Here is a 21,885-nt window from a genome sequence, read left to right on the forward strand (position 1 = left end):
CGGCGGGCACGGCGACTACCAGTACGTCATGGTGGCTGCGCTGATCGTCACCCTCCCGATGCTGCTGCTCTTCGCCTTCGGGCAGCGGTACTTCATCGAAGGAGTGGCGACCCAAGGCCGGAAGGGCTGACGCGCTAGCGACGATCGGGCCGTTGGTCAGGAAGGGAGGACCGGCCGGGGCGCGGGCCGGCGTGTCGCTGCGAACGGAGGAGATCGGCGAGAGATCGCGTCGGGAAGTCCTCCCTTGCCGACGGGCTGGTGTTACTTGCTGCTCTTCGTGGACTGCTGGTAGGCGGTCATCGAGGCGGACTGTGCGTCCGCGAGCGCCTTCTCCGCCGACTTGTTGCCGAGCAGGTAGGACTGGATGGCGTTCTGCAGCTCGGTCTGGATCTGCTGACCGGCCGGCGATGCGCCGAACGACTTGCCCTGGTCCACCACGTCGTAGTACGTCGAGATGGCCGAGTCGAAGCCCTTGTTGCCCGACGTCTTCACGTACTTCTCGCGCAGCGTCTTGTCCGCCTCCGGCGAGCCGGTGAAGAGGCCGGTGTTGATGGCGCCCGGCGTCTTGTCGATCGTCTTCTGGCGTGCCGCGCCCGCGGCCTCCCAGGCCTGCAGGTTCGTCAGGTTCAGCGCCCAGGCACACGCGGCGTCCTTGTTCTTGGCGCCGGCCGGGATGACGAACGAGGTGCCGGAGGCGACCGCGAACGGCTGGCCGTCGCTGTTCTTGAACGGGACGCCGCCGATGTCCACCTTGTCGACGAACGGCGTCAGCACGTTGACGTACCACTGGGCGTTCACCTCGGCGCCGACCTGGTCCTTGACGTACTGGTTGTTCTCGCCGAAGAAGTCGAACGAGTCGGTGAAGCTCTTCATCTTGGCGTAGCCGCCCTGGGCGTCCGCGATCTGCTTCAGGACCTCGAGGCCCTTCTGGTTCTTCGGGTCGTCGAGGGTCGGCTTGCCGTCGGAGCCGATGATCTGGCCGCCGTAGGCGAGCACCCACAGACCGGCCTGCCCACTAGCCTGCGGGTCGAACCCGAGCGTGCTGGGGTTGCCGCCGGACGCCTTGTACATCTTCTTGATGGCGGCGACGAGCGTGTCCGGCTTGGACGTGTCGATGTCGGAGTCGGTGACGCCCGCTGCTTTCATCACGCGCTCGTTGGTCATGATCGCCGGTGGCTGGTAGAACTGCGGGACCGCGTAGATCTTGCCCTTGTACGTGATGTCGTCGACCACCGACGGGTAGTACGACTTCTTCGGGTCGACGTTGTGCGTGGAGTAGCACTGGTCGAGCGGCAGGATCAGGCCCTGCGCGGCGTAGGTGGCGACGAACTGCCTGTCCATCTGCACGACGTCCGGGACGTTGCCGCCCGCGACGCGCGTCGTGAACTTCTGCGCATCGAACGGGGTCTTGTCGATCGTGATGGTGACGCCCTTGAGCTGGTCCTTCGCGTAGTCGAGGCGCGAGGTGCCGACCTCGTCCGCGTTATCGAAGCCCCAGGCGTTCAGCGTGCCCTTGGCGTCCTTCGAGAAGTCGGTGCTGGACGAGCCTCCGCCACTGGAGCTGCATCCCGCGAGGAGCGCCACCGAAGCGGTGACGGCCAGCGCGGCCAGGGCCGTGTGCCTCTTGTTCATCGTGTTCCCTTCGGATGCGTGACAGGCGTCGTCGCCCGGCGAGGCCTGGTGATTCCTGATGCCGGCACTCCGGCAGCAAACCTGGAAACCTTCCCACATCCCAAATGGTGCAGGATTTCCTTCGCGGGCACTTTAGTTACGTGATCGTTTTGTACGCCGGAAGCGTCGCGCCGTCAACCGGGGCGCGAGCTCTGGCAACGATGCCACATGGCGTCAGGTACGGAGGACGATCGAGCCGGGAGAGCGGCGTGTCGCGCGGAAGGGAGGACGGCCCGCCGTCCTCGGCGCGGATGTCCTCCCTTCCGGACGGCGGGCGCCGTCCCGGCGTGCGCGAAAGGGAGGACGCACCGTCGCGGCCGGCGCGGAGGTCCTCCCTTCCGCGCGACACGCCGCCGTCCCGGCGCGGGTGTCCTCCCTTTTGGACGCGGCTAGACCACGCGGTCGTTTCCGCCGTCGACAGAGAGGTGGGCGCCGGTCGTCGCCGGCAGGCCGGAGACGAAGGCGAGCACCGCCTCCGCCACGAGCGCGCTCGTCACCTCGATGCCGAGCAGGTTGCGGGTGCGGTACTCGTCGACGGTCAGGCCGTAGCGGGCGGCGCGCTCGGCAAGCAGCTCCGGGGTCCAGATCGCGGTGTCGAACACCGCGTCCGGCTCCACCTGGTTCACGCGGATGCCGTCCGCCGCCCACTCCAGGGCGGCGACCCTCGCCAGCTGCGCCGCCGCGGTCTTGCTCGCCGAGTAGGCGGCGGCGCCGGGACCAGGAGCGACGACGTTCTTGGTCGAGACCAGGACGACCCGTCCGCCGCGCGGCGCGAGCGCGAGCAGGGGATGCGCGGCACGCAGCGCCCGCGCGACGGCGGTCGTGTTGACGCGCAGCGAGCGCTCCCAGACCGCGTCGGCGAACGCGTCCAGAGGCTCGCTGGCCGGAAAGATGCCCGCCGCGACGACCAGGATGTCCAGCCCGCCGAACTCGCGTGCGGCGGTCTCGAGCGCCGTGGCCAGCACGGCGTCGTCCGCCACGTCCCCCACCACGCCGCGCCAGGCCGGCCCGTCGAACGCGTCCCGCACGCTCTCACTGAGGTCCACCCCGACCACCGACGCGCCCTGCGCGAGCAGGGCGGCGACCGCGGCCCGCCCGATCCCCGACGCTGCGCCGGTGACGAGCGCGACCTCGCCGTCCAGCGGACGACGGGCGGACCCGGAGCGCAGCCTGGCCTGCTCCAGCTCCCAGTACTCGATGTCGAAGCTGAGCGCGGGATCCAGCGAGCGGTAGCCGTCCTGGCCGTCAGCGGCGTCCACGATGTCCATCGTGTGCAGCGCGATGTCGTGGACCGCGTCGGCCGCCGTCCGTGAGACGCCCGCGGTCAGCAGGCCCAGTTCCGGATCGAGGATCACCCGCGGCGCGGGGTCGATCGGCTCGATGTCGCCGGGGATGCGGTGCCGGTGGGCGTCGACGTAGCCGCGGTAGGCGTCCGCGTAGCCGGCCACATCCCTGCCGAGCAGCGGGAGCCGCTTGGTGCGGATGATGTGCTCCGGCGTCGCCGTCCCGCGCGAGGTCGCCTCCGCAGCGTCCGCCCGGCGCGCGAACGCGCTGCCGCGGGACGACTCCGACTGCCGCACGATCAGCGGCCGACCGGCGGCGGCGGACAGGTCCCGGCGCAGCCCGGCCAGCTCGACCGGCGAGCCGCCGCGCGGCGCGGCCGTGCCGGGGTCGCCCCAGGCGGGCGCGCCGAACGACGCCGATGCCCGGTCGACGAGCTCGCGGTGCCGCCGCAGCGCCTCGTCCGGGTCGTCGGCGAACGTGAAGAGACCGTGGTTCGCGAGCACGAGGGCGTCGACGCCGTCGAGCGGCGCGGAGGCGACGGCGCGCGCCAGCGGGAAGCCCGGCATCACGTAGGGCAGCACGGTCACGCCGTCGCCGAGCACCTCGGCGGCGCGGCGGACGCCGTCCGGCTGGTCGGTCAGCGCGACGATCGCGTCGGCGTGCGAGTGCAGCACGACGCGGGCGGGCAGGTGGGCGTGCAGCAGCGCCGCGATCGAGGCGGCGGGGGCGGAGGCGTCGAGCGAGGCCTGCCTCAGCTCGTTGACCATCCGGCCGTCGCCGAGCTCGTCCAGTTCGAGCAGCCGGCGCAGCCGCTCCCTGCGGAGCGGGGCGAAGCCGGCCGGCTCGATCGAGCCGAGGTCCCAGCCGCTGCCCTTCACCAGGACGAGCTCCACCGGCTCGCCGGTGACGTCGACGCCCACCGTCTTGATGGAGGTGTTGCCGCCGCCGTGCAGCACGAGGGCGGGATCGCCGCCGAGCGACCGGGACACGCGCGTGATCTCGGCCAGCGCCGCCTCCGCGGTCTCACCGAGCGGGAGGCGCGTCACCGCGACAGCTCCGTCCACACGGCGCCCATCGCGTCCAGGACGCGGTCGAAGCGCTCGGCCTGCCGCCGGTACAGCTCGCGGTCGGCGCCGGGGGCGACGACGAGCGACGGGTCGGGGTCGACGCGCCAGCGGGCCGTGTCGACGCCGGCTCCCGCCGCGGCGAGCGACGCGACCCCGCGCGCGCCCAGCTCGGTCCCGAGCTGGCGGCGCACCGGGTGGCCGATGATGTCGGCGAACATCTGCGCCCACAGCGGGTTCTTGGCGCCGCCGCCGGCCAGGGTCCACGGCTCGGCCGAGACGGTCGCCCCGCTCACCCGGACCTTGTCGAGCTGCACCCGGTGGTACTGCGTGATGCCCTCGGCGACGGCACGCGCGATCTCGCGGTAGCCGTGCTTGTCCTTCACGCCGAGCAGCGTCCCCGACGCGCCGAGGTGCTCGGGCGCTCCGTGCACGAAGGGCAGGAAGAGCAGCCCGTCCGCGCCCGCCGGCACGCCGGAGGCGGCGTGCAGGAGGTCGCGCGGGGTCACGGCGTCGGCCGCCATCGTCGACATCAGGGTGGAGAACCACTCGACGCCCGCGGCGGAGGTCGGCGCGACCTCCTGCGCGAGCATGTACCGGTTGTCCGGGAGCAGCGCGTTGAGCGTGACGCGCGGCGGCTCGGAGTCGGCGGGGACCACGACGGAGTTGATCGCCCAGGTGCCGACGATGACCGTGACGTCGGACGGCTCGACGGCGCCGGCGCCGATCGGGCTCGCGATGCAGTCCATGCAGCCCGCGACGACCGGCGTCCCCTCCGGCAGGCCGGTCAGAGCGGCGGAGGCCGCGGTGACAGCGCCGACCACCTCGTCCGAGCGGGAGAGCTCCGGCTGCAGCCGCATCAGGTCGCGCGGGAGGCCGAGCAGGTCGAAGACCGCGGGCTCGTAGGCGCGCTCGGCGAGGTTCACGAGCCCGCACGCGGACGCGTCGGAGAAGTCCGCGCTCGGCCGGCCGGTCAGGCAGGCCGTGATCCAGTCCTTGCAGCTCAGCGCCCAGCGGGCGCGCTCGAGCGTCTCCGGCTCCTCGTCGTGCAGCCAGCGCAGCAGCACGCCGGGCTGGCCCGCCCACGGCACGGAGCCGGTGAGCAGGCGCACCCGCTCCACCTCGTCCGCGTCCAGCGCACCCACGATCCGCTCGCTCCTGCTGTCGGTCGACGCGAAAGCCGTGCGCACCGGGCGCAGCCGGTCGTCCACGAGGTACAGGCCGTTGCCGTGGCCGGTCGCGCCGACCGCGCGGGGCGTCCAGCCCTCGGCGTCGAGCCACGCGGTGAGGTCGGCCAGCACGCCGGCGACCACCTCCCACAGCGCGGCCATGTCGATCTCCTGACGGTCGGCGGCGACGGCGACGCGCGGATTCGGCGCGGACACCGTGCGCAGCTCGGCGCCGTCCTCGTCGAAGGCGGCGGCCTTGGCGGCGGTGAGGCCGACGTCGATCCCGATCAGGCAGTGCTTCATTCCGTGCTTCCTCGCAGGGTCCCGGCCTCGCGCTCGGTGTCGAGGGCGCGCGGCTTGAAGCGTCGCATCGCGGCGCGGTAGCGGTCAAGTTCGGCGGCGGCGCGGTCCTCGCTCCAGCCGGCGTGGCGGACGAGGACGGCGGCCACGGCCGGGGCGGCGGCTAGCCCGACGTCGCGGTTCAGGGCGACGGCCATGCGGCGCAAGACGACGTCCTCGAGGGTCAGCGCCCCCTCCTCTGCCACGGCGTGCACCGCCTCTGCGGCGATCGCTCCGGTGTCCTCGTCCACCACCTCCGCCAGCTCCGGGGTCTCCTCGGCGAGCCGCGCGATGGCCTCCGCGACCACCCCGTAGGTGTCGACGAGCCGCGTCGCGGTGCGGGCGGGGAGCGTGCCGGCCTCGATGAAGCCGCGGCGGTAGGCGGCCCACTCGCCCTCCGGCGCGCCCGGGAGGCGCGCCGCGCGGGTCGGAGAGGGGCCGGGGCGACGGCCGAGCTCCCGCTCCAGCCGGCGGACGACGAACTCGCCGAGCGCGCGGTGCGTCGTCAGCTTGCCGCCGATGATCGTGACCAGCCCGGAATCCGCGCCGTCGTGCACCACGATCTCGTGGTCGCGGCTGACCTTCGATGGGTCGTCCAGCTCGCCGACGTACGGCAGCGGGCGGACGCCCGAGTACGACCACAGCACGTCCTCCGGCGTCAGCCCGGCCTGCGGGATGAGCGAGTTGACCGCCCCCAGCAGGTACGCGGTCTCGTCGTCGTCGATCACGATGTCGTCGATCGAGCCGTCGTAGGGCAGGTCGGTCGTGCCGATCATGTACTTGCCCTCCCAGGGGAGGACGAACATCGGCCGGGCGTCGTCCGGCGACTCGAAGAAGATGCAGGTCTCCGGGGCGCCGGGGAACGCGTCGACGACCAGGTGGCTGCCCTTGGTGGGGCCCATCCTCCGGTCGTGCGCCCCGGCGAGGTCGAGCACCCGGTCCACCCAGGGCCCCGCGGCGTTCACGACGAGTCGCGCCGGCACGGTCCTGGTCTCCCCGGTCTCGCGGTCGCGGTAGCGCAGGCCGGAAATGCGGCCGCCGGTGCGCACGAGCGACTCGACGGGGGCGTGCGTGGAGACGATCGCGCCGTGGCGCTGGGCGTCGACCGCCAGCTCCACCGCCAGACGCTCGGTGACCGGCACGTTCGCGTCGTGGAACAGGCCGCCCCAGCGCAGGCCGGCCTCGGCGAGCGCCGGCCAGTCCCGCTGCAGCCGCTTGCGGAAGACGACCCGGTTGAGCGGAAGCGGCTTGCCGAGCGACAGCACGTCGTGCAGCATAAGCCCGCACGCCAGCAGCCAGCCCGGCCGGCTCTGCTGCTTCGAGAACGGGATCAGCATCGGGTAGTGGTGAACCAGGTGCGGCGCCTTGGCGAGCAGGATGTTCCGCTCGCGGATCGACTCGTAGACGAGGTGCAGCTCGAAGCGCTCCAGGTACTTGAGGCCGCCGTGGATGAGCCTGGTCGAGATCGCGGAGGTGCGGGCGGCGAGGTCGTCCTGGTCGAACAGGGCGACGGTCAGGCCGCGCGCTGCGGCTTCGCGCGCGACGGCCAGGCCGTTGATGCCTGCGCCGATGACGGCGACGTCGACCGCCGGGATCTCCGGCGTGTATGTGCTGAGCGCCGGCATGTCAGTGCGCGAGCTGCTGGTAGAACTCGAAGGCGTCCTCGGCCGTGAGCCCGTCGTGGACGACGCCGCGGACGGCGGCGAGCATCGCGGACGGGTGCTCGGACTGGAAGACGTTGCGGCCCATGTCCACGCCGGCGGCGCCCTCCTGGATCGCGCGATACGCCACCCGCAGCGCCTCCTTCTCCTCCACCTTCTTGCCGCCGGCGATGACGATCGGGACGGGGCACGCGCTGGTGACCGTCTCGAAGCCCTCCTCGACGTAGTAGGTCTTGACGAAGGCCGCGCCGAGCTCGGCGGCGATGCGCGTCGCGAGCCGGAAGTAGCGGGCGTCGCGAACCATCTCGCGGCCGACGGCAGTGACCGCCAGCACCGGGATGCCCGCGGCCTGGCCCTGGTCGACGAGGGTCGTCAGGTTGCGGACGGACCTGCTCTCGTTCTCGGCGCCGACGAAGACCTGGACGGCGAGCGCGGCCGCATCCAGGCGCACCGCGTCGTCGATGCTCACCGCGATGTCCTCTGTGCTCAGGTCGCCGAGCACGCTCGGGCCGCCGCTCGCGCGCAGCACGACGCCCTTGCCGCTCGTGGCGGGGACCGTGGTGCGCAGCGCCCCTCGCGTGCACATCAGCGCGTCCGCCTGCGGGATCAGCGGCACGATGGAGCGGTCGAGCCGCTCCAGTCCCGAGGTCGGGCCCTGGAAGTAGCCGTGGTCGAAGGCCAGCATGACCGTCTTGCCGTCCGCCGGGTCGAAGACGCGCGAGAGGCGCGCGCGCATCCCCCAGTCCTGTCCGGCGAGGCCCTTGAGCGGGAAGTCGCCCGCCCGGGCGACGGCACCCGTGAAGTCGGTCCCTTCGCGGAGGTCGTCGAGGTCAGCCATGGATGTTCTCCTTCTTCTTGGCGGGGATGGTCAGCGAGTCGCGCAGGCGCGACAGGGCGGAGCGGCCGGTGCCGGTCGCGGCGGTCGAGACGACGACCACGGCGACCACCAGCACGCCCTTGAGGATGTTCTGGGCTCCGACGCTCCAGCCGACGAGGTTGAGCAGGCCGGAGAGCAGCACGAAGAACAGGGCGCCGGTCCAGGCGCCGACGGGCATCGCGCGGCCGCCGGAGATCAGCGTCCCGCCGATCACGACGACGGCGACGGAGTCGAGCATGTACGAGCTGCCGAGCACCGTGCTCGGCGAGATGAACGCGGCGAGCAGGCCGCCGGAGAGGCCGGCGAGCCCGCCGGAGAGCAGGTAGGTGACGGCGGTGACGCGCCAGACCCGGATGCCGGCGCGCTCGGCGGCGCGCGGGCTCTGCCCGACGGCGAGCACAGAGAGACCGAATCGGGTGCGGGCGAGCATCAGCGCGACGACGACGGTCACCGCGGCGACGAGCAGGGCCATCACCGGGATGCCGAGCAGCTTCGCGTTCACGAACGCGCGCAGCCCGGCGTCCGCCGACGCCCGGTTCGCGTCGGCGAGGACCAGGGTCGTCGACTGCACGATGAGGCTGGTGGCCAGCGTCGCGATGATCGGAGGCACCCGCAGCACGAGGATGGCGATCACGCTCACCGCGCCGGCGAGCAGGCCGACCCCGGCGGCCGCGGCGACACCGGCGACGGGCCCGGCGGCCGCGCCGACGCCGACGGAGACGTAGGAGGCCATCGAGACGACCGTCCCCACCGAGACGTCGATGTTGCCGGGGCCGAGCGTGATGACCAGCATCTGGCCGAGCGCGACGAGGACCAGGAACGGTGCGAGCGAGAGCGCCTGCGCCAGCGGGTCGAACGGCTGCGCGGGACGGACCGCGACGATGCACGCCCAGACGGCGATGACGCCGATCAGGGACCAGCCCCAGGCGGGCCAGTGGAAGCGGGCGCGCTGCGCCACCGGGGCGGGGAGCGTCGGAGTGGTGGATGCGGTCATCGGCTGAACCTCTCGGTGACGATGCGGCCGGCCAGCACCGCGAGCACGATCACGCCCTGCGCGCCCGCCTGCATGCTGGAGGGGAGCGCGACCAGGCTGAGCAGCACGGAGATCAGGCCGAGGGTGACGGCACCGAGCGCTGTCCCGAACGGGAGGGCGCGGCCGCCGGAGAAGGTGCCGCCGCCGAGGATGACCGCGGCGATGGTGGTGAGCGTGAAGTTGCTCGCCGAGTTGATGTCGCCCGACCGGGTCTGCGACGCGAGCAGCAGGCCCGAGATCAGGATGAGCACGGCGGCGAGCACGTACGCGGCGATCCGCGTGCGGGTGAGCGACCAGCCGGCCTTGTCCAGGGTGGCCGAGCTGGAGCCGAGCGCGCGCATCCTGGTGCCGATGCGGCTGCGCCGGGTGAGCCACCAGCCGAGCACGGCGGCGAGCGCGATGAAGACGAGCGGCGGCGGCACGATCGTGCTGCGCCAGGATCCGATCGCGGTCAGCCACTCCGGCGTGGCGCCTCCCGGTGTCGGCAGCAGCTGCAGGCCGATGCCGAGCCAGACGAAGGACATGCCGAGGGTGACGATGATCGAGGGCACGCCGCGCTTCTGGACGATGAGGCCGAGCAGGGCGTAGACGACGAGCACCGCGGCGAGCATGAGGACGCCGAGGAGCGGGTTCGTCGCGAGGCTGGTGGCCGCGATCACGGTGACCAGGCCGACCAGGTTGCCGATGCCGAGGTCGATGTCGCCGACCGACATCACGATCATCTGCGCCTGGGCGGCGAAGACCAGCGGGACCGCCGACATCAGCATCAGGCTGAGGCCGCTGACCGAGAGGATGCCCGGCTGGATCGCGGCCGCGATCGCGACGATGACGACGAGCGCCACGAGCGAGAGCAGCGCGGGCGAGCCGTGGGCGAGCGATGCGCGCAGCCGGACGGCGGGCGCCGGCCGCCCGGAGCGGGCGGGCGCTGGTGCGGTGGTGGCGCTCATCGCGCGTCCCCTTCCTCGAAGGAGTCGGCGATGATCCGCTCCTCGGTGTTCGTGTCGCCCGCGAGCTCGGAGACGATCCGGCCCGTGCGCAGCACGTAGACGCGGTCGCAGTGGGCCATCTCGGCGTTCTCGGTCGAGTACCAGACGATCGCGCGTCCCGCGGCCGCTTCGGCCTTCATGAGCGTGTAGAGCTCGTTCTTGGTCGCGACGTCGACGCCCCGGAACGGGTCGTCGAGGAGCACGAGCGCGGCGTCGGTCGCGAAGGCCCTGGCGACCAGAACCTTCTGCTGGTTGCCCCCGCTCAGCGCGGTGATGGGGGCGCCGGCTGCGCCGCGGATGCGGAGCGCGTCGATCCAGCGGGCGGCGAGGTCGCGCTTGGCGCGCGCGTTCACGATGCCCGCGGTGCTGATGGAGCGGAGCGCGGCGATGGTGAGGTTCTGCGCGACGCTCCAGAGCGGCAGAATGCCGGAGGTCTGCCGGTCGCCCGGCACGTACGCCCTGCGGCGCGGGGCGGTGACCCCGCGGGAGAGCACGCCGGCGGCCCAGAGCCGGGTGAGCATCCGCTCCTGGCCCTGCCCGGCCAGTCCGGCGAGGCCGACGATCTCGCCGGAGCGGACCGTGAACGGGATGCCGTCGCCCCGGATCGAGGCGACGACATCGCCCGCCTCGCGCGCGTCCGCGGCTGCCTCCACCTCGGCGGCGGCGTGAACCTCGCCGCCCATCGCGTGCAGCAGCGTGCGCTCGTCCGCGCCGGTGAAGACGCCGGCGACGGCGCCGTCGCGCATGACCGCAACGCGGTCGCTGTGCCCGATGACCTCGGCCATCCGGTGCGAGATGAGCAGCACGCTCACGCCGTCCGCCGTGAGGCGGTGCAGGTGCGCGTAGAGCTGACCGGCGGCGTCGACGCCGAGGGACTCCGTGGGCTCGTCGAGGATCAGCAGGCCGAGCCGGTCCGTGCAGAGCGCGCGGGCGATCTCGACCATCTGGCGCTGCGCCAGGGTGAGCTCGCCCACGCGTCGGACGACCGCGATCCCGTGCCCGGGGAACACGGTGTCCAGCACCTCGCCGATGCGGCGCTGCGCGCGGCCCCTCCACCCGCAGGAGGGGCCGGCGCCGCCCGCGGAGAGGTACGCGTTCTCTGCGACGGTCAGGTCGGCGCAGAGCGCGAGCTCCTGGTAGACCATGCGGACGCCGGCGGCCGCGGCCGTCCTGGCGTCCCACGGCCGTCCCGCCTCGGCGTCCCGCGCGGTCACGGCACCGGCGTCGGGCTGCTCGCGTCCGGCGAGGATGCGCATGAGCGTGCTCTTGCCCGCGCCGTTGTGACCGACGAGCCCGAGGATCTCGCCGCGCTCCACGTGCAGGTCGACACCGGTCAGCGCGCGGGTGCTCCCGTAGCGCTTGGCGACACCGCGCGCGGCGATGGTGGCCGTCGCGCTCGGTTCGGCGGAGGCGGGGGTCCCGGCTCCGGGACCCGCGATGGTGGGATCGATCGTCGTTGGCATGGGGTTCTCCTCGAACTCGCCGGTCGCATCGCTACTTGAGCGCGGGCGCCTCGGCGTCCTTCCCGTCGGCGACGGCCGCGATGGCCGCCTCGACGCTCTTCTTGTCCCACGGGTAGGCGGCGTACTCGTCGGCCGAGAGGGCGTTCACCCAGTGGTCGAGGTCGCTCTGGCCGATCTCCAGCAGCGGAAGGACGACGGTGGACGGGACCTTCTTGCCTGCCAGCAGCTCGAGACCGACGTACAGCGCGGCGACGCCCTGGCCCGGGTCGGTCAGCGCGGCGAACGAGCCGTTGTCGATGCCCTTGTCCTTCCAGAACTTCAGCGACTTGCCGTCGGTGTCGAACACGACGACCGGGTCGGGGCGGCCGGCGGACTCGAACGCCTGCACGACGCCCATGCCGCCGATGCAGCCGGGGACGGCGGCGATCCTGGGGAGCGAGCCGAGCACCGACACGATCTCCTTCTGGGCCGTGGAGCCGTCGCAGTAGCCGTTGACCTCGGCCGCGACCTTCACGTCCGGGTAGTCCTTCAGGATCTCGTGCTGCCGCTTGTTGAACTCCTCCTCGGGCTGGGAGCCGATGACGCCGCGGTTGATGATGATGTCGCCCTTCCCGCCGATCGCCTTGAGCGCGGGGACCAGGGAGACCTCGCCCCACTTGGCGTAGTCGTTGCGGACGATGTGCGCGCACGGCGCCTTCATGTCGGCGTCGAGCACCAGCACGGTGATGCCGGCGTCGCAGGCCTCCTGCACGGCCGGGACGAGGGCGGTCGAGGACGCCGGGATGACGACGAGCATGTCCGGCTTCTGCAGCACGAGGCTGCGGATCTGCGACGCCTGCTCGGTCGCGCTGTTCTCGCCGGGGGCGTTGACGGTCGTGTACTTGGACACGACACCGTCCTTCTTGAGCTTCTCCGCCTCCTTCTCGAACTTGTCGATGAGGGTGAGCCGCCAGCCGTTGACGAAGCCGTTGCTGAGCGCGACGGAGATGCCGGACGTCTTGGTCTCTCCGGCGGCCCCGCCGTCTCCGGCGGCGCCGGCCGAACAGCCGGTGAGTGCGAGGGCCGCCGCGACGGCGGCGACGACGCCGATGCGGCGCCAGGATCCAAACGACATTGTTCTGCCTCCAGGGGATTCGCTTCTCTGCGAAGGGTGTGTGCGTATTCGGGACGAGTGCTTGGAATGCTTGCTTCCGGTCAACTTGTCACGTCTAACTCATCATGACAAGCTTGTAGTGACAAGACTGTAGACAGTAGCCTTGCGACGTGTCAAGCGAAGGCCACCGGACGAGGACGCCGGGCCCGGAGAAGGGGGATGCGATGCCCGCACACGCACTCAGCGATGCGCGGCTGGACAGGGACTCGAAGGAGCCCCTCTGGCAGCAGCTGGTCGCCGTGCTCCGCGACGCCATCGAGACCGGCGCGCTCGCGCCCGACCAGGCCCTCCCGTCCGAGGCCGACCTCATCGACCGCTACGGCGTCTCGCGCACCGTGGTCCGGGAGGCGCTGGCCGAGCTGGTCCGCCGCGGCCAGATCTACAAGATCCGGGCCAAGGGCTCCTTCGTGGCGCCGCCGCGGCGCGACCTGTCCTTCATCGGCTCCAACGCCGGCTCCTCGGAGGACCTGGCCGGCAGCGGGCGCGCGGTCGTCACGCGCATCCTCTCGCTCGACGAGGCGGAGGCCGACCAGCAGGAGGCGGCGGCGCTGCGCGTGCCGGAGGGGACGCCGGTGGTCCGGATGCGCCGGCTGCGCACGGTGGACGGGACGCCGTGGCTTCTGGTGCGCACGACACTCCCACTCGACCGGTTCTCCGGCCTGCTCAAGGCGCACCTGGAGAACCGCTCGCTCTACGACCACCTGCGCCGCACCTACGGGGTCGCCCCGGCCGGCGCCGACCGCTGGCTGAAGGCGGTCATCCCCTCGCCGGAGGAGGCGCACCTGCTGGAGCTGCCGGCGGGAACCCCCGCGCTCGACATCGAGTCGGTGGCGTGGGACGAGGACGGCGTCCCGTTCGAGTACTACCACGCGCTGCACCGCAGCGACGAGTCGCGGTTCTACGTCGGCGTGCGCTGACCCGTCAGGCGTTCGCGGCGGCGACGAGCTGGTCGAGCTGCTCGCGGGTGACCGGGCTGCCGGGGAACGCCGCGGCCCGCACCAGCGGGATGGACTCCGCCATCCTGCGCAGGCTCGGGTCGGCCAGCATCGCGCCCATCCCCGCCGCCTCCGCGCTCTGCGCGAGCGCGCCTTGCAGGATCGGCCCGCCGACCGGGTGGCTCAGCCACTCGCCCAGGGTGGAGTCGACGGTCAGCGGGGCCCGCGTCCCGTCGCCGGCCAGCGCGACCGTCGCCGTGCCGCGCAGGTCGCGGGACGACGCCCCGACCGACACGACGTAGTCGCCGCCCTCCACGACCCAGCCGTCCACGTCGGTGTCGAAGTAGGCGAGGTCGCCGGCGGGGATGTCCACCGTCGCGGTCGCCGTCTCCCCGGCCGCGAGCGGCACGACCGCGAAGCCCTTGAGCTCGCGCACCGGGCGCTGCACCCGCGACCCGGGCAGCGACACGTAGACCTGGACCACCTCGCGCCCGTCGCGACCGCCGGTGTTCGTCACGTCGACGCTCACCCGGATGCCGCCGTCCTCCGTCGCGGTCGCCGAGACCGGGCCGTACGCGAACGTCGTGTACGACAAGCCGTGGCCGAACGGGAAGCCGACCGCCGCGTCCCGCGCGTCGGCGTCGCGGTAGCCGACGAAGAGTCCCTCGCCGTAGCGGACGTGTCCCTTCTCGCCGGGGAAGTTGAGGTAGCTCGCGGTGTCCTCCAGCCGGAGCGGGATGGTCTCGGCCAGCCGACCGGACGGGTTCACCACCCCGAACAGCACGTCCGCGATCGCGCCGCCTCCGGCCTGGCCGAGCAGCCAGCCCTCGACGATCGCCGGGACCCGGTCCGCCCAGCCCGACACCCGCACGACACCGCCGTTGGAGAGCACGACCGTGACCCGCGGGTTGGCCGCGATCACCGCCTCCAGCAGCGCCGTCTGCGCGGCGGGAAGCTCGATGTGCTCGCGGTCGAAGCCCTCCGACTCGTCCTCGGCAGGGAGGCCGAGGAACACCAGCACGTCGTCCGCGTCCGCGGCGAGGGAGACGGCCTCGGCCGTGAGCGCGACCGCGTCTCCGTCGGCACCGTCGCCGAGCGCGTACCCCGCGGCGAAGTCCACCATCGCGTCGCCGGCGAGCGCGCGGATCTCGTCCAGCGCGGTGTCCAGGCGCGTCGGCACGATCTGCGACGACCCGGCGCCCTGGTAGCGCGGCGTCCTGGCGAACTCGCCGACCACCGCGATCCGGCGGCCGGCGTCGGCGGCGAGCGGCAGGATCCCGTCGTTCTTGAGCAGGACGACGCTGCGCCCCGCCACCTCGCGGGCGAGCGCGTGGTGCGCGTCCACGTCGTAGCTCGCGTCCGGGTCCGCCCCGGCGAGCGCCTTCTCGACGAGCGCGATCACGCGGTCGGCGGCGCGGTCGAGCACCGCCTCGTCGAGCGAGCCGTCGCGCACCGCGGCGGCGAGCTGCGCGTCCGTGGCGCCCGACGTGGACGGCATCTCCAGGTCGAGACCGGCGACGAGCGCGCTGACGCGGTCGTTCACCGCGCCCCAGTCGGAGACGACCAGCCCGTCGAAGCCCCACTCGTCGCGGAGCACCGAGGTGAGCAGCCACGGGTCCTCGCTCGCGTAGACGCCGTTGATCCGGTTGTAGGAGCACATCACCGTCCACGGCTGCGCGTTCTCGACGACGTGCTGGAAGCCGCGCAGGTAGATCTCGCGCAGCGGGCGCTCGTCCACGTCGGCGCTCACCCGCAGCCGGTCGGTCTCCTGGTTGTTGGCGGCGAAGTGCTTGAGGGAGGCCCCGACGCCCTGGGACTGGAGCCCGCGCACGAGCGCGGCGCCGAGCCGGCCGGAGACGATGGGGTCCTCGGAGAGGTACTCGAAGTTGCGGCCGCACAGCGGCGAGCGCTTGATGTTGATGCCGGGGCCGAGAAGCACGCCGACACCCTCCGCTTTCGCCTCCTCGCCGAGCGCGGCGCCGACCCGCTCCAGCAGCTCGGCGTCCCAGCTGGAGCCGAGGGCGACGGCGGGCGGGAAGCAGGTGGCGGGAACGCTGTCCCCGATTCCGAGGTGGTCCCCACCCTGCGCCTGCTTGCGGACGCCGTGCGGCCCGTCGGTGAGGTACATCGACGGGATGCCGGCGCGCTCGACGGCCTCGGTCTCCCAGAAGCTCGCGCCGCTGGTCAGCGACGCCTTCTCCTCTGTCGTCAGTTCGGATGCGCGGGCGAGGCGGTCGACCATGGTTCTCCTTCGATGCAGGCCGGGTGTGACCAATACCATACACCGCTCGGTTTTAAGCGTCGAGAGCCCGCCTCAGATGCGCCGCATCAGCTCCCGCAGCGCGGTGTAGTACTGGGCGGTCGCCGGGTAGTTCGAGTGCGTCGCGACCGTGATCAGATAGCGCTGCGGCCCGAACTCGTCCGCGCCGCGATCGATGTCGTTGCGGCCGTAGGAGACATCCGGGAAGCCGAGGAAGTCGGTGCGCCGCCACAGGTTGATCCACGCGATCGGGCCGCCGGGACCCGGCTGCCGCAGCAGCTCGCGCAGGGTCGGGTGATCGCCGCCGGCGACGGGTACGGCGCCAGCGGCCTGGTCCTCGTTCACCTGGCGCCGCCAGGGGTCGGCGGACACCAGCGACGGTCCGCGCGAGCGGTGGCCGCCGAGCGCGGCCGGGCCGTACAGTTCGGGGAAGAAGCGCCCGAAGTAGACCCTCAGCTGGGTGCCGTAGGTGAGCAGGCCGACGTTCCTGAGCCCGCCCGCGGTGTCCGAGCCGAGGGTGAAGAGCGTGGACACGGCGAGCACGCCGCCGAGGCTGTGCGCGCTCAGGATGACCTTGCGGCGCTGCGGCTCGGTGAGCGCGGCGAGCTCGTCCTCGGTCTGCCGCTCGGGCGATCTGGTGTCCCTGCCGTCCACCGTCTTCCCGCGCACGAGGTCCGTCTCGAGCCAGGCGACGATGCGGTCGCGCAGCTCGGGGACCACCCGTTCCGAATAGCACGGCGGCCCGTAGGGGTGGCCGCCGCGCGGGAGGAAGCACATCAGGTCCCACATCACGCCGATGGGCCGCTCCTTGGTCGTGATCGCGTTGTCCAGGATGGCGACGATGCCGAACACGGCGACGAGACCGAGCGCGGGCAGCGTGAGATCGAGCAGGCCCGTCCAGCGCTTGTCGGCCAGCACCAGGTCGATCCCGATCGCCACGGCGAGCAGCAGGGCGAGGAAGCCGAGCACCGGCTCGCCGCGGTGGAAGAGGGCTGCGGAACGCCGGGCGCGCAGGATCCTGGTGTCGAGCTTCCCGGCCGGAGGCGCCGTGCGCACCCGGCCGCCTTCGTAGCGCTCCAGCGGCATCCGCAGCTCACGGCCGCCGTCGGTGCGCGGCGTCGTCAGCCACGGCAGGTGCATCATCCTGGCGAGCCCGACGATGCCGACGAAGAGGGCGAACACGACGACGAGGACCGGCACCAGGTCGCCGAAGTTGGCGAACGCGCGCGGAGGATCGAGCGCGCTGGCGGCGAGGTTGCACATCGGCGGCGAGCCGGTGGAGGTGAGGTAGCACTGCGCGCCGAACACCAGCAGCGTCGACAGCAGCAGCGCGGCCCCCAGCGCGAGCAGCAGCACGACGCCCGGTCCCGCTCCGCGCCAGCCCTCGTAGCGGTTCGGCCGCCGGCGCGCCGACGGCCACACCACGATCAGCAGGACGAGCACGAGGACGCAGCCGCCCGCCACCGCGTACGCCGCCGGCGCCGCAGGCGGCCACAGCGCCGCGACGAGCAGCGCGACGCCGCCGAGGGCGACCAGCGCGATCGAGAGCGCGGACGGGATCCCGCGCACCCACCGCCGGTGCTCCCGCCTCCACAGCTTCGGGTCGCCCAGCCGTCGCCAGCCGAGCGCGGACACCGCGATGGCGAGCAGCACGCCGAGCACCAGGGACGGCGTGATGACCAGGCCGAGGAAGGAGGCGTGGACCTGCTCGGCGCGCTCGGTGGGCAGGGCGATGACGACCGCGACCGCGAGGTAGACGGCGATGCCGAACAGCAGCGCGATCACGGCGCTGCGGTCGCGGCGCCGCAGCTTCTCGCGCACCAGCTCACGGCGCAGCCGGTCCCCGGCGCCCCGCCCGACGGACGCGATCTGCCGTTGCTGCCGACGCGTGACGTGCGTGCGCGCCTGCAGGGCGACGGCGAAGACGGCGAACACCAGGCCCGCGATCGCGAGCGCCCCGAGCAGCGAGATCCACCAGTACCGGAACAGCGGGGAGCCTGCGCCCTGCCAGCAGGCCGCGGGCAGCGAGACGCTCTCGGCGCTCGCCCCGCACTCCGCGAACACGGCGTCCCAGCTCAGCAGCAGGGCCACCAGGAACAGGGTCGCGGTCAGGTGCAGCAGCTCCGACGGCAGCTTCACCCGCGTGATCCCCCAGAAGCCCTCGGTGGCGAGCGGCCGGCGCATCGTCCCCTCGACGCCGCTGCGCGCCGCCGCCTCGTGCATCTTGTGGGCGGTGTCGAAGATCGCCGCCTCGTAGCGGACCCGCGCGGCGTGCGAGACCAGGAAGAGCACCAGCACGCCGGCGACCGGGACCAGCGAGAGGACGGCGAGCCGGAAGCCCCGGTAGTCCAGGCCGAGCGTCACCAGGGCGTCGTGGACGCCGCTCGGCAGGCCCGTGCACCGCGTCCCGTCGACGAGGCACTGCGAGCCGACCAGGTCGAAGGCGACCGACGCCAGCGCGCACACGTAGAGCAGGGTCAGTCCCAGCGCGAAGACCCGGATCGGAGCGGCGCCGCGGCCGGCGCGCCACTCGCCGACATCGGGCTGGTCCGGGATGCGCCGCATCCAGTACGCCGTGTTGCAGAGCCCGAACGGCAGGATCAGCAGCCACGCGAGCTGCACGAAGAACAGCGCGATCACGCCCTTGGCGCCGCCGCCGTATCGGGCCAGCCCGCCCCAGCGGTAGCCCTCCCTGCGGATGCGCGTCGGCGGGGTGGCCGGGTCGTCGGGGTCGAGCGGGTCGACGGTCGGCACGTAGAAGCCGCCGACGTCGTCGCCCTCGTCCAGCCGCGCCTGGCCGGGAGGGACGCCGAGCATCTCCTCCGCCGGCGTGTTGTCGATGCCGTGGATGCGCAGCTCGAGCACCTCCGGGTCGGGTGTCTTGGCGCGCAGGATTGACCGGATCATCGTCGATCCCCCTTGGTGCCGGCGTCGCGTCCGGCAGCGGGCACCTTACTCCTGTCGAGGAATGCTCGGCTATGCCGCGCGCGGTCCATCGACCCTCTGGTCGCGCGGCCCGCGGCGGCGTAGTGTCCCTGCTATGAGCACCCCAGATGCGGGCGACGCCCGCGAGAACCTCGAAGGCAGCTACACCGAGGCCAACGACGAGGGGCCGCACGAGCGCACGGTCCACGGGCAGTACACGGAGACCGAGGAGTCGGCGCCGGAGCCCGAAGTCGAGGGCACGTACACCGACGCGGAGGAGCCGGCCGACGCCCCGGACGGCGAGTACACCGAGGGCGACTACCGGGAGCCCTGAGCCCGCCGGCCGCGCGTCGGCTCAGCGAAGGCTCGAGCCGGCGCAGGCTCAGGCCAGGCGCTTGCGGGCCTTCTCGGCCGCGCGCTTGGCCTTCTTGCGCGCGTTCTTCACGTCAGGGTCGTTCCAGAACGAAGTGACGGAGCCGACGATCTGCTCGTACCGCTCACGGCCGGCGCGGGCGCCGAGGATGTAGGCCGCGGCGAGGAGGACGAGCAGGAGGAGAGTCTTGGGTCGCATGCCGCGACGATAATCCTCACTCCGTCGTCTGGGAAGGCCTGCGCCTGAGCCGGCGCAGCAGCAGGTGCAGCGGCTCCGAGAGGAACATCAGGAACAGCCAGAACATCCCGACGCTCGGAACGAGCACGGCGAGCACCAGGCACACGGCGATGATGATGATGGCCGACCAGCCGCGCGTCGAGTCCATCGCCCCGCGCGCGTCCTCCCGCACCAGGTGTGGGCTGCGCACGAGCACCGCGCCGATCGCCTGCATGGCGAGGGAGATCGCGAGCAGGTTGCCGATGTAGAGCGCGTCCACCTCCGCCCGCTCGCCGTTGCTGTTGGAGAGCACGTTCGCGGTGAACGGCATGAACACGATCGTCGCCAGCCACAGGAAGTTCAGCCAGACCAGCCGGCCGTCGTAGTCCTGGACCCATTCGAAGACGCGGTGGTGCACCACCCAGTAGCGCGCGATGACGGCGAACGAGATGACGAAGGCGAGCAGCTCCCAGAAGTTCTCGCCGAAGAAGTCGCCGAAGCTCTGATGCCCGATGTCCTTCGCGGCGTCCACGAGCGGAAGGATGAGCAGCGTGATGGCGATGGCCACCGTCGCGTCCGAGAAGTTGACCAGACGGTCCAGTCCCCGTTCGGTGCGCACGACAGCCATGCGCACATTCTGCTATCCGAGCAGGCCGAGCTCCAGGGCACGACGCACCGCGGATGTGCGATCGGAGACGCCGAGCTTCTCGTACGCACGGCTGAGGTAGGTCTTCACCGTCGCCTCGCCGAGGAACAGCTCGGCGCCGATCGCGGCGTTCGTCCGCCCGTCCGCGGCGAGCGCGAGCACCCGCAGTTCCTGCGGTGACAGTGCCGGAGCGGGCTGCCGGCCCTGCACCCGGCCGAGCAGCGCGGAGGCCGCCGACGTCGCGAGCACGGTCTCGCCCGCGGCCGCGGCGCGGACCGACCGGGCCAGCTCGGCCGGCGCGATGTCCTTCAGCAGATACCCGCTCGCGCCCGCCTCGATCGCGCGCAGGATGTCCTGATCCGTTTCGTACGTCGTGAGCACGACCACACGGGTCCCCGGATGCCGCGAGGCGATCTCCCGTGTGGCCTGCACGCCGTCGCCGCCGGGCATCCGCAGGTCCATGAGCACGAGGTCCGGCGTCAGAGCCGCGACCAGCGCCACCGCCTCCGGACCGCTCGCGGCCTGAGCCACCACGTCGATGTCGTCGTAGGCCGAGAGCATCCCGCGGATCCCTTCGCGGACCACCGGGTGGTCATCGGCCAGGATGATGCGGATCACGGCCGACCCGCTTCCGTCGACGCCGGGGATGCCGCCGGCAGTGCCGCCGTCAACGTCGTCCCCGTCCCGGGCCGCGAGTGCAGCTCGAATCGGCCTCCGACCTCGCTTACGCGCGCCGCCATCCCGTCGAGCCCATAGCCATCGCGCGGGGCGTCGGGATCGAACCCGCCTCCGTCGTCCGCGACGGTCAGCACCAGCTCGGCGGGCCGGAAGGCGAGGCGCACCGACACCTCCGTCGCCCGCGCGTGCTTGCGAACGTTGGCAAGCGCCTCCTGCAGCACGCGCAGAGCCACCACCTCGACCGCCGGCGGCGCGGTCCGCGGCTCGCCGTCCGTGTCGAACGCAGCGTGAACGCCGGTCTCCTCCACGAAGCGCGCCGTGACCCGCTGGAGCGCCTGGTCGAGCGATGAGGACTCCAGCCGGACCGGCGTGAGCGCAGCGATGATCCGCCGCGACTCCTGGAGGTTCTCCTGCGCCGTCTCCGTCATCAGCCGGACATGCCGCCTGGCCGCTGTCGGGTCCGTCTCGAGCTCGGCCTGGGCGGCGTGGCCCAGCGTCACGATGCTCGTGAAGCCCTGCGCCAGCGTGTCGTGCATCTCGCGCGCGATCCGCTCGCGCTCGGTCGCAGCGCCCTGCCGCTCCGAGAGCTCGGCGATCTCGCGCTGCTGCTCGCGCAGCCGGTCGATCAGGAGCCCCCTCTCGCTGCTCTCGCGCGTGATGCTGATGATCCGGTTGCTGAACCAGATGGACATCACGATGATCAGGATGGTCAGCGCGAGCAACTGAAGCAGGTCGCTCGGTCCGAGCGTGTCCCGCACCAGGCGGAGGACCATACCGGCGACGTTGACCACCACGATCGAGAGCGCGGCGGGAAGGGTGCCGAGCAGCAGGAAGATCTGCGGCGAGATCACGAAGAGGGCCACGTTCGCCGTCTCGTTCAGCCCGAGCGCGACGAGATACGCCACGATCGCGATCACCACGTAGCACCAGGCGCGCACGGTGTTGCCGCGCACCCCGGCGAGCACCGGGCGGGCCAGGAGCCAGTAGAGCGGGAAGAGCGCGAGCACGATCGCGGCGGACAGCGCCGTCCTGGCGAACCCCGGGTACGGGTTCGCCAGGATCAGGAGCACCGAGACCACGGTCGCGACCGCCGAGTAGACGATCCAGTCACGGAAGCCGCGATCGCCGATCCGAGCTGCTGTGGTCTGCACG

Annotated in this window: 17 protein-coding genes and 1 pseudogene; 3 read left to right on the top strand and 15 right to left on the bottom strand. The window is 72.3% G+C overall.

What is annotated here, in order from left to right; genetic code table 11:
- Positions 1-130, top strand: a pseudogene (locus ACTHMF_RS08695) (carbohydrate ABC transporter permease); the annotation flags it as partial.
- 131 nt (positions 131-261) lie between these two features.
- On the opposite strand, the gene ACTHMF_RS08700 reads toward ACTHMF_RS08695, so the two are convergent.
- The 9 genes from ACTHMF_RS08700 to ACTHMF_RS08740 form a co-directional block, all read right to left on the bottom strand.
- Complete coding sequence (locus tag ACTHMF_RS08700; RefSeq protein WP_440317124.1) at positions 262-1,632, bottom strand: ABC transporter substrate-binding protein; 1,371 nt, start codon at positions 1,630-1,632, stop codon at positions 262-264.
- Positions 1,633-2,060: 428 nt separating this feature from the next.
- Positions 2,061-4,019 (bottom strand): SDR family NAD(P)-dependent oxidoreductase, encoded by a 1,959-nt coding sequence (locus tag ACTHMF_RS08705; RefSeq protein ID WP_440317125.1) that lies wholly within the window; start codon positions 4,017-4,019, stop codon positions 2,061-2,063.
- Positions 3,998-5,491, bottom strand: a complete 1,494-nt coding sequence (locus ACTHMF_RS08710; RefSeq protein WP_440317126.1) for an FGGY-family carbohydrate kinase — start codon at positions 5,489-5,491, stop codon at positions 3,998-4,000. The genes ACTHMF_RS08705 and ACTHMF_RS08710 overlap by 22 nt, the downstream gene beginning before the upstream one ends.
- Positions 5,488-7,152 (bottom strand): FAD-dependent oxidoreductase, encoded by a 1,665-nt coding sequence (locus tag ACTHMF_RS08715; protein ID WP_440317127.1) that lies wholly within the window; start codon positions 7,150-7,152, stop codon positions 5,488-5,490. Before ACTHMF_RS08715 ends, ACTHMF_RS08710 begins: the two co-directional genes overlap by 4 nt.
- A gap of 1 nt (position 7,153) precedes the next feature.
- A complete protein-coding gene (lsrF, locus tag ACTHMF_RS08720; protein WP_314147997.1) occupies positions 7,154-8,026 on the bottom strand; it encodes a 3-hydroxy-5-phosphonooxypentane-2,4-dione thiolase in 873 nt (290 codons plus the stop codon).
- Positions 8,019-9,059 (bottom strand): ABC transporter permease, encoded by a 1,041-nt coding sequence (locus tag ACTHMF_RS08725; RefSeq protein ID WP_440317128.1) that lies wholly within the window; start codon positions 9,057-9,059, stop codon positions 8,019-8,021. Before ACTHMF_RS08725 ends, lsrF begins: the two co-directional genes overlap by 8 nt.
- Entirely contained in the window at positions 9,056-10,045 is a 990-nt protein-coding gene (locus tag ACTHMF_RS08730; RefSeq protein WP_440317129.1) for an ABC transporter permease, read from the bottom strand. Before ACTHMF_RS08730 ends, ACTHMF_RS08725 begins: the two co-directional genes overlap by 4 nt.
- Positions 10,042-11,547: a sugar ABC transporter ATP-binding protein gene (locus ACTHMF_RS08735; RefSeq protein WP_440317130.1), complete on the bottom strand. Its 1,506-nt coding sequence runs from the start codon at positions 11,545-11,547 to the stop codon at positions 10,042-10,044. The genes ACTHMF_RS08730 and ACTHMF_RS08735 overlap by 4 nt, the downstream gene beginning before the upstream one ends.
- Before the next feature lie 31 nt (positions 11,548-11,578).
- Positions 11,579-12,661: a substrate-binding domain-containing protein gene (locus tag ACTHMF_RS08740; RefSeq protein ID WP_440317131.1), complete on the bottom strand. Its 1,083-nt coding sequence runs from the start codon at positions 12,659-12,661 to the stop codon at positions 11,579-11,581.
- A 203-nt stretch (positions 12,662-12,864) separates the two neighbouring features.
- Between ACTHMF_RS08740 and ACTHMF_RS08745 the strand changes: the two genes are divergently transcribed.
- Positions 12,865-13,617 carry a GntR family transcriptional regulator gene (locus ACTHMF_RS08745; RefSeq protein ID WP_440317132.1) on the top strand — a complete coding sequence of 251 codons (753 nt, stop codon included), beginning with the start codon at positions 12,865-12,867 and terminating at the stop codon, positions 13,615-13,617.
- 4 nt (positions 13,618-13,621) lie between these two features.
- On the opposite strand, the gene ACTHMF_RS08750 is transcribed toward ACTHMF_RS08745, so the two are convergent.
- A complete protein-coding gene (locus ACTHMF_RS08750) occupies positions 13,622-15,877 on the bottom strand; it encodes a glycoside hydrolase family 3 C-terminal domain-containing protein (protein WP_440317133.1) in 2,256 nt (751 codons plus the stop codon).
- Between the two features lie 72 nt (positions 15,878-15,949).
- Complete coding sequence (locus ACTHMF_RS08755; protein ID WP_440317134.1) at positions 15,950-18,802, bottom strand: hypothetical protein; 2,853 nt, start codon at positions 18,800-18,802, stop codon at positions 15,950-15,952.
- A gap of 133 nt (positions 18,803-18,935) precedes the next feature.
- Between ACTHMF_RS08755 and ACTHMF_RS08760 the strand changes: the two genes are divergently transcribed.
- Positions 18,936-19,154 carry a hypothetical protein gene (locus ACTHMF_RS08760; RefSeq protein WP_440317135.1) on the top strand — a complete coding sequence of 73 codons (219 nt, stop codon included), beginning with the start codon at positions 18,936-18,938 and terminating at the stop codon, positions 19,152-19,154.
- A 48-nt stretch (positions 19,155-19,202) separates the two neighbouring features.
- On the opposite strand, the gene ACTHMF_RS08765 is transcribed toward ACTHMF_RS08760, so the two are convergent.
- Genes ACTHMF_RS08765 through ACTHMF_RS08780 form a run of 4 tightly spaced genes read right to left on the bottom strand, consistent with a single transcriptional unit; the run spans position 19,203 to position 21,884 of the window.
- Positions 19,203-19,391 carry a hypothetical protein gene (locus ACTHMF_RS08765; RefSeq protein WP_440317136.1) on the bottom strand — a complete coding sequence of 63 codons (189 nt, stop codon included), beginning with the start codon at positions 19,389-19,391 and terminating at the stop codon, positions 19,203-19,205.
- Between the two features lie 16 nt (positions 19,392-19,407).
- Positions 19,408-20,037, bottom strand: coding sequence for a TMEM175 family protein (locus ACTHMF_RS08770; RefSeq protein ID WP_314148007.1), 630 nt, complete (start codon positions 20,035-20,037; stop codon positions 19,408-19,410).
- Positions 20,038-20,049: 12 nt separating this feature from the next.
- Positions 20,050-20,673 (bottom strand): response regulator transcription factor, encoded by a 624-nt coding sequence (locus ACTHMF_RS08775; protein ID WP_314148008.1) that lies wholly within the window; start codon positions 20,671-20,673, stop codon positions 20,050-20,052.
- The gene (locus ACTHMF_RS08780; RefSeq protein WP_440317137.1) at positions 20,670-21,884 is read right to left on the bottom strand and encodes a sensor histidine kinase; all 1,215 of its coding nucleotides are present in this window, start codon (positions 21,882-21,884) and stop codon (positions 20,670-20,672) included. Before ACTHMF_RS08780 ends, ACTHMF_RS08775 begins: the two co-directional genes overlap by 4 nt.
- Between the last annotated feature and the right edge of the window lies 1 nt (position 21,885).

The organism is Leifsonia sp., from assembly GCF_051955155.1.
Classification (GTDB): domain Bacteria; phylum Actinomycetota; class Actinomycetes; order Actinomycetales; family Microbacteriaceae; genus Leifsonia.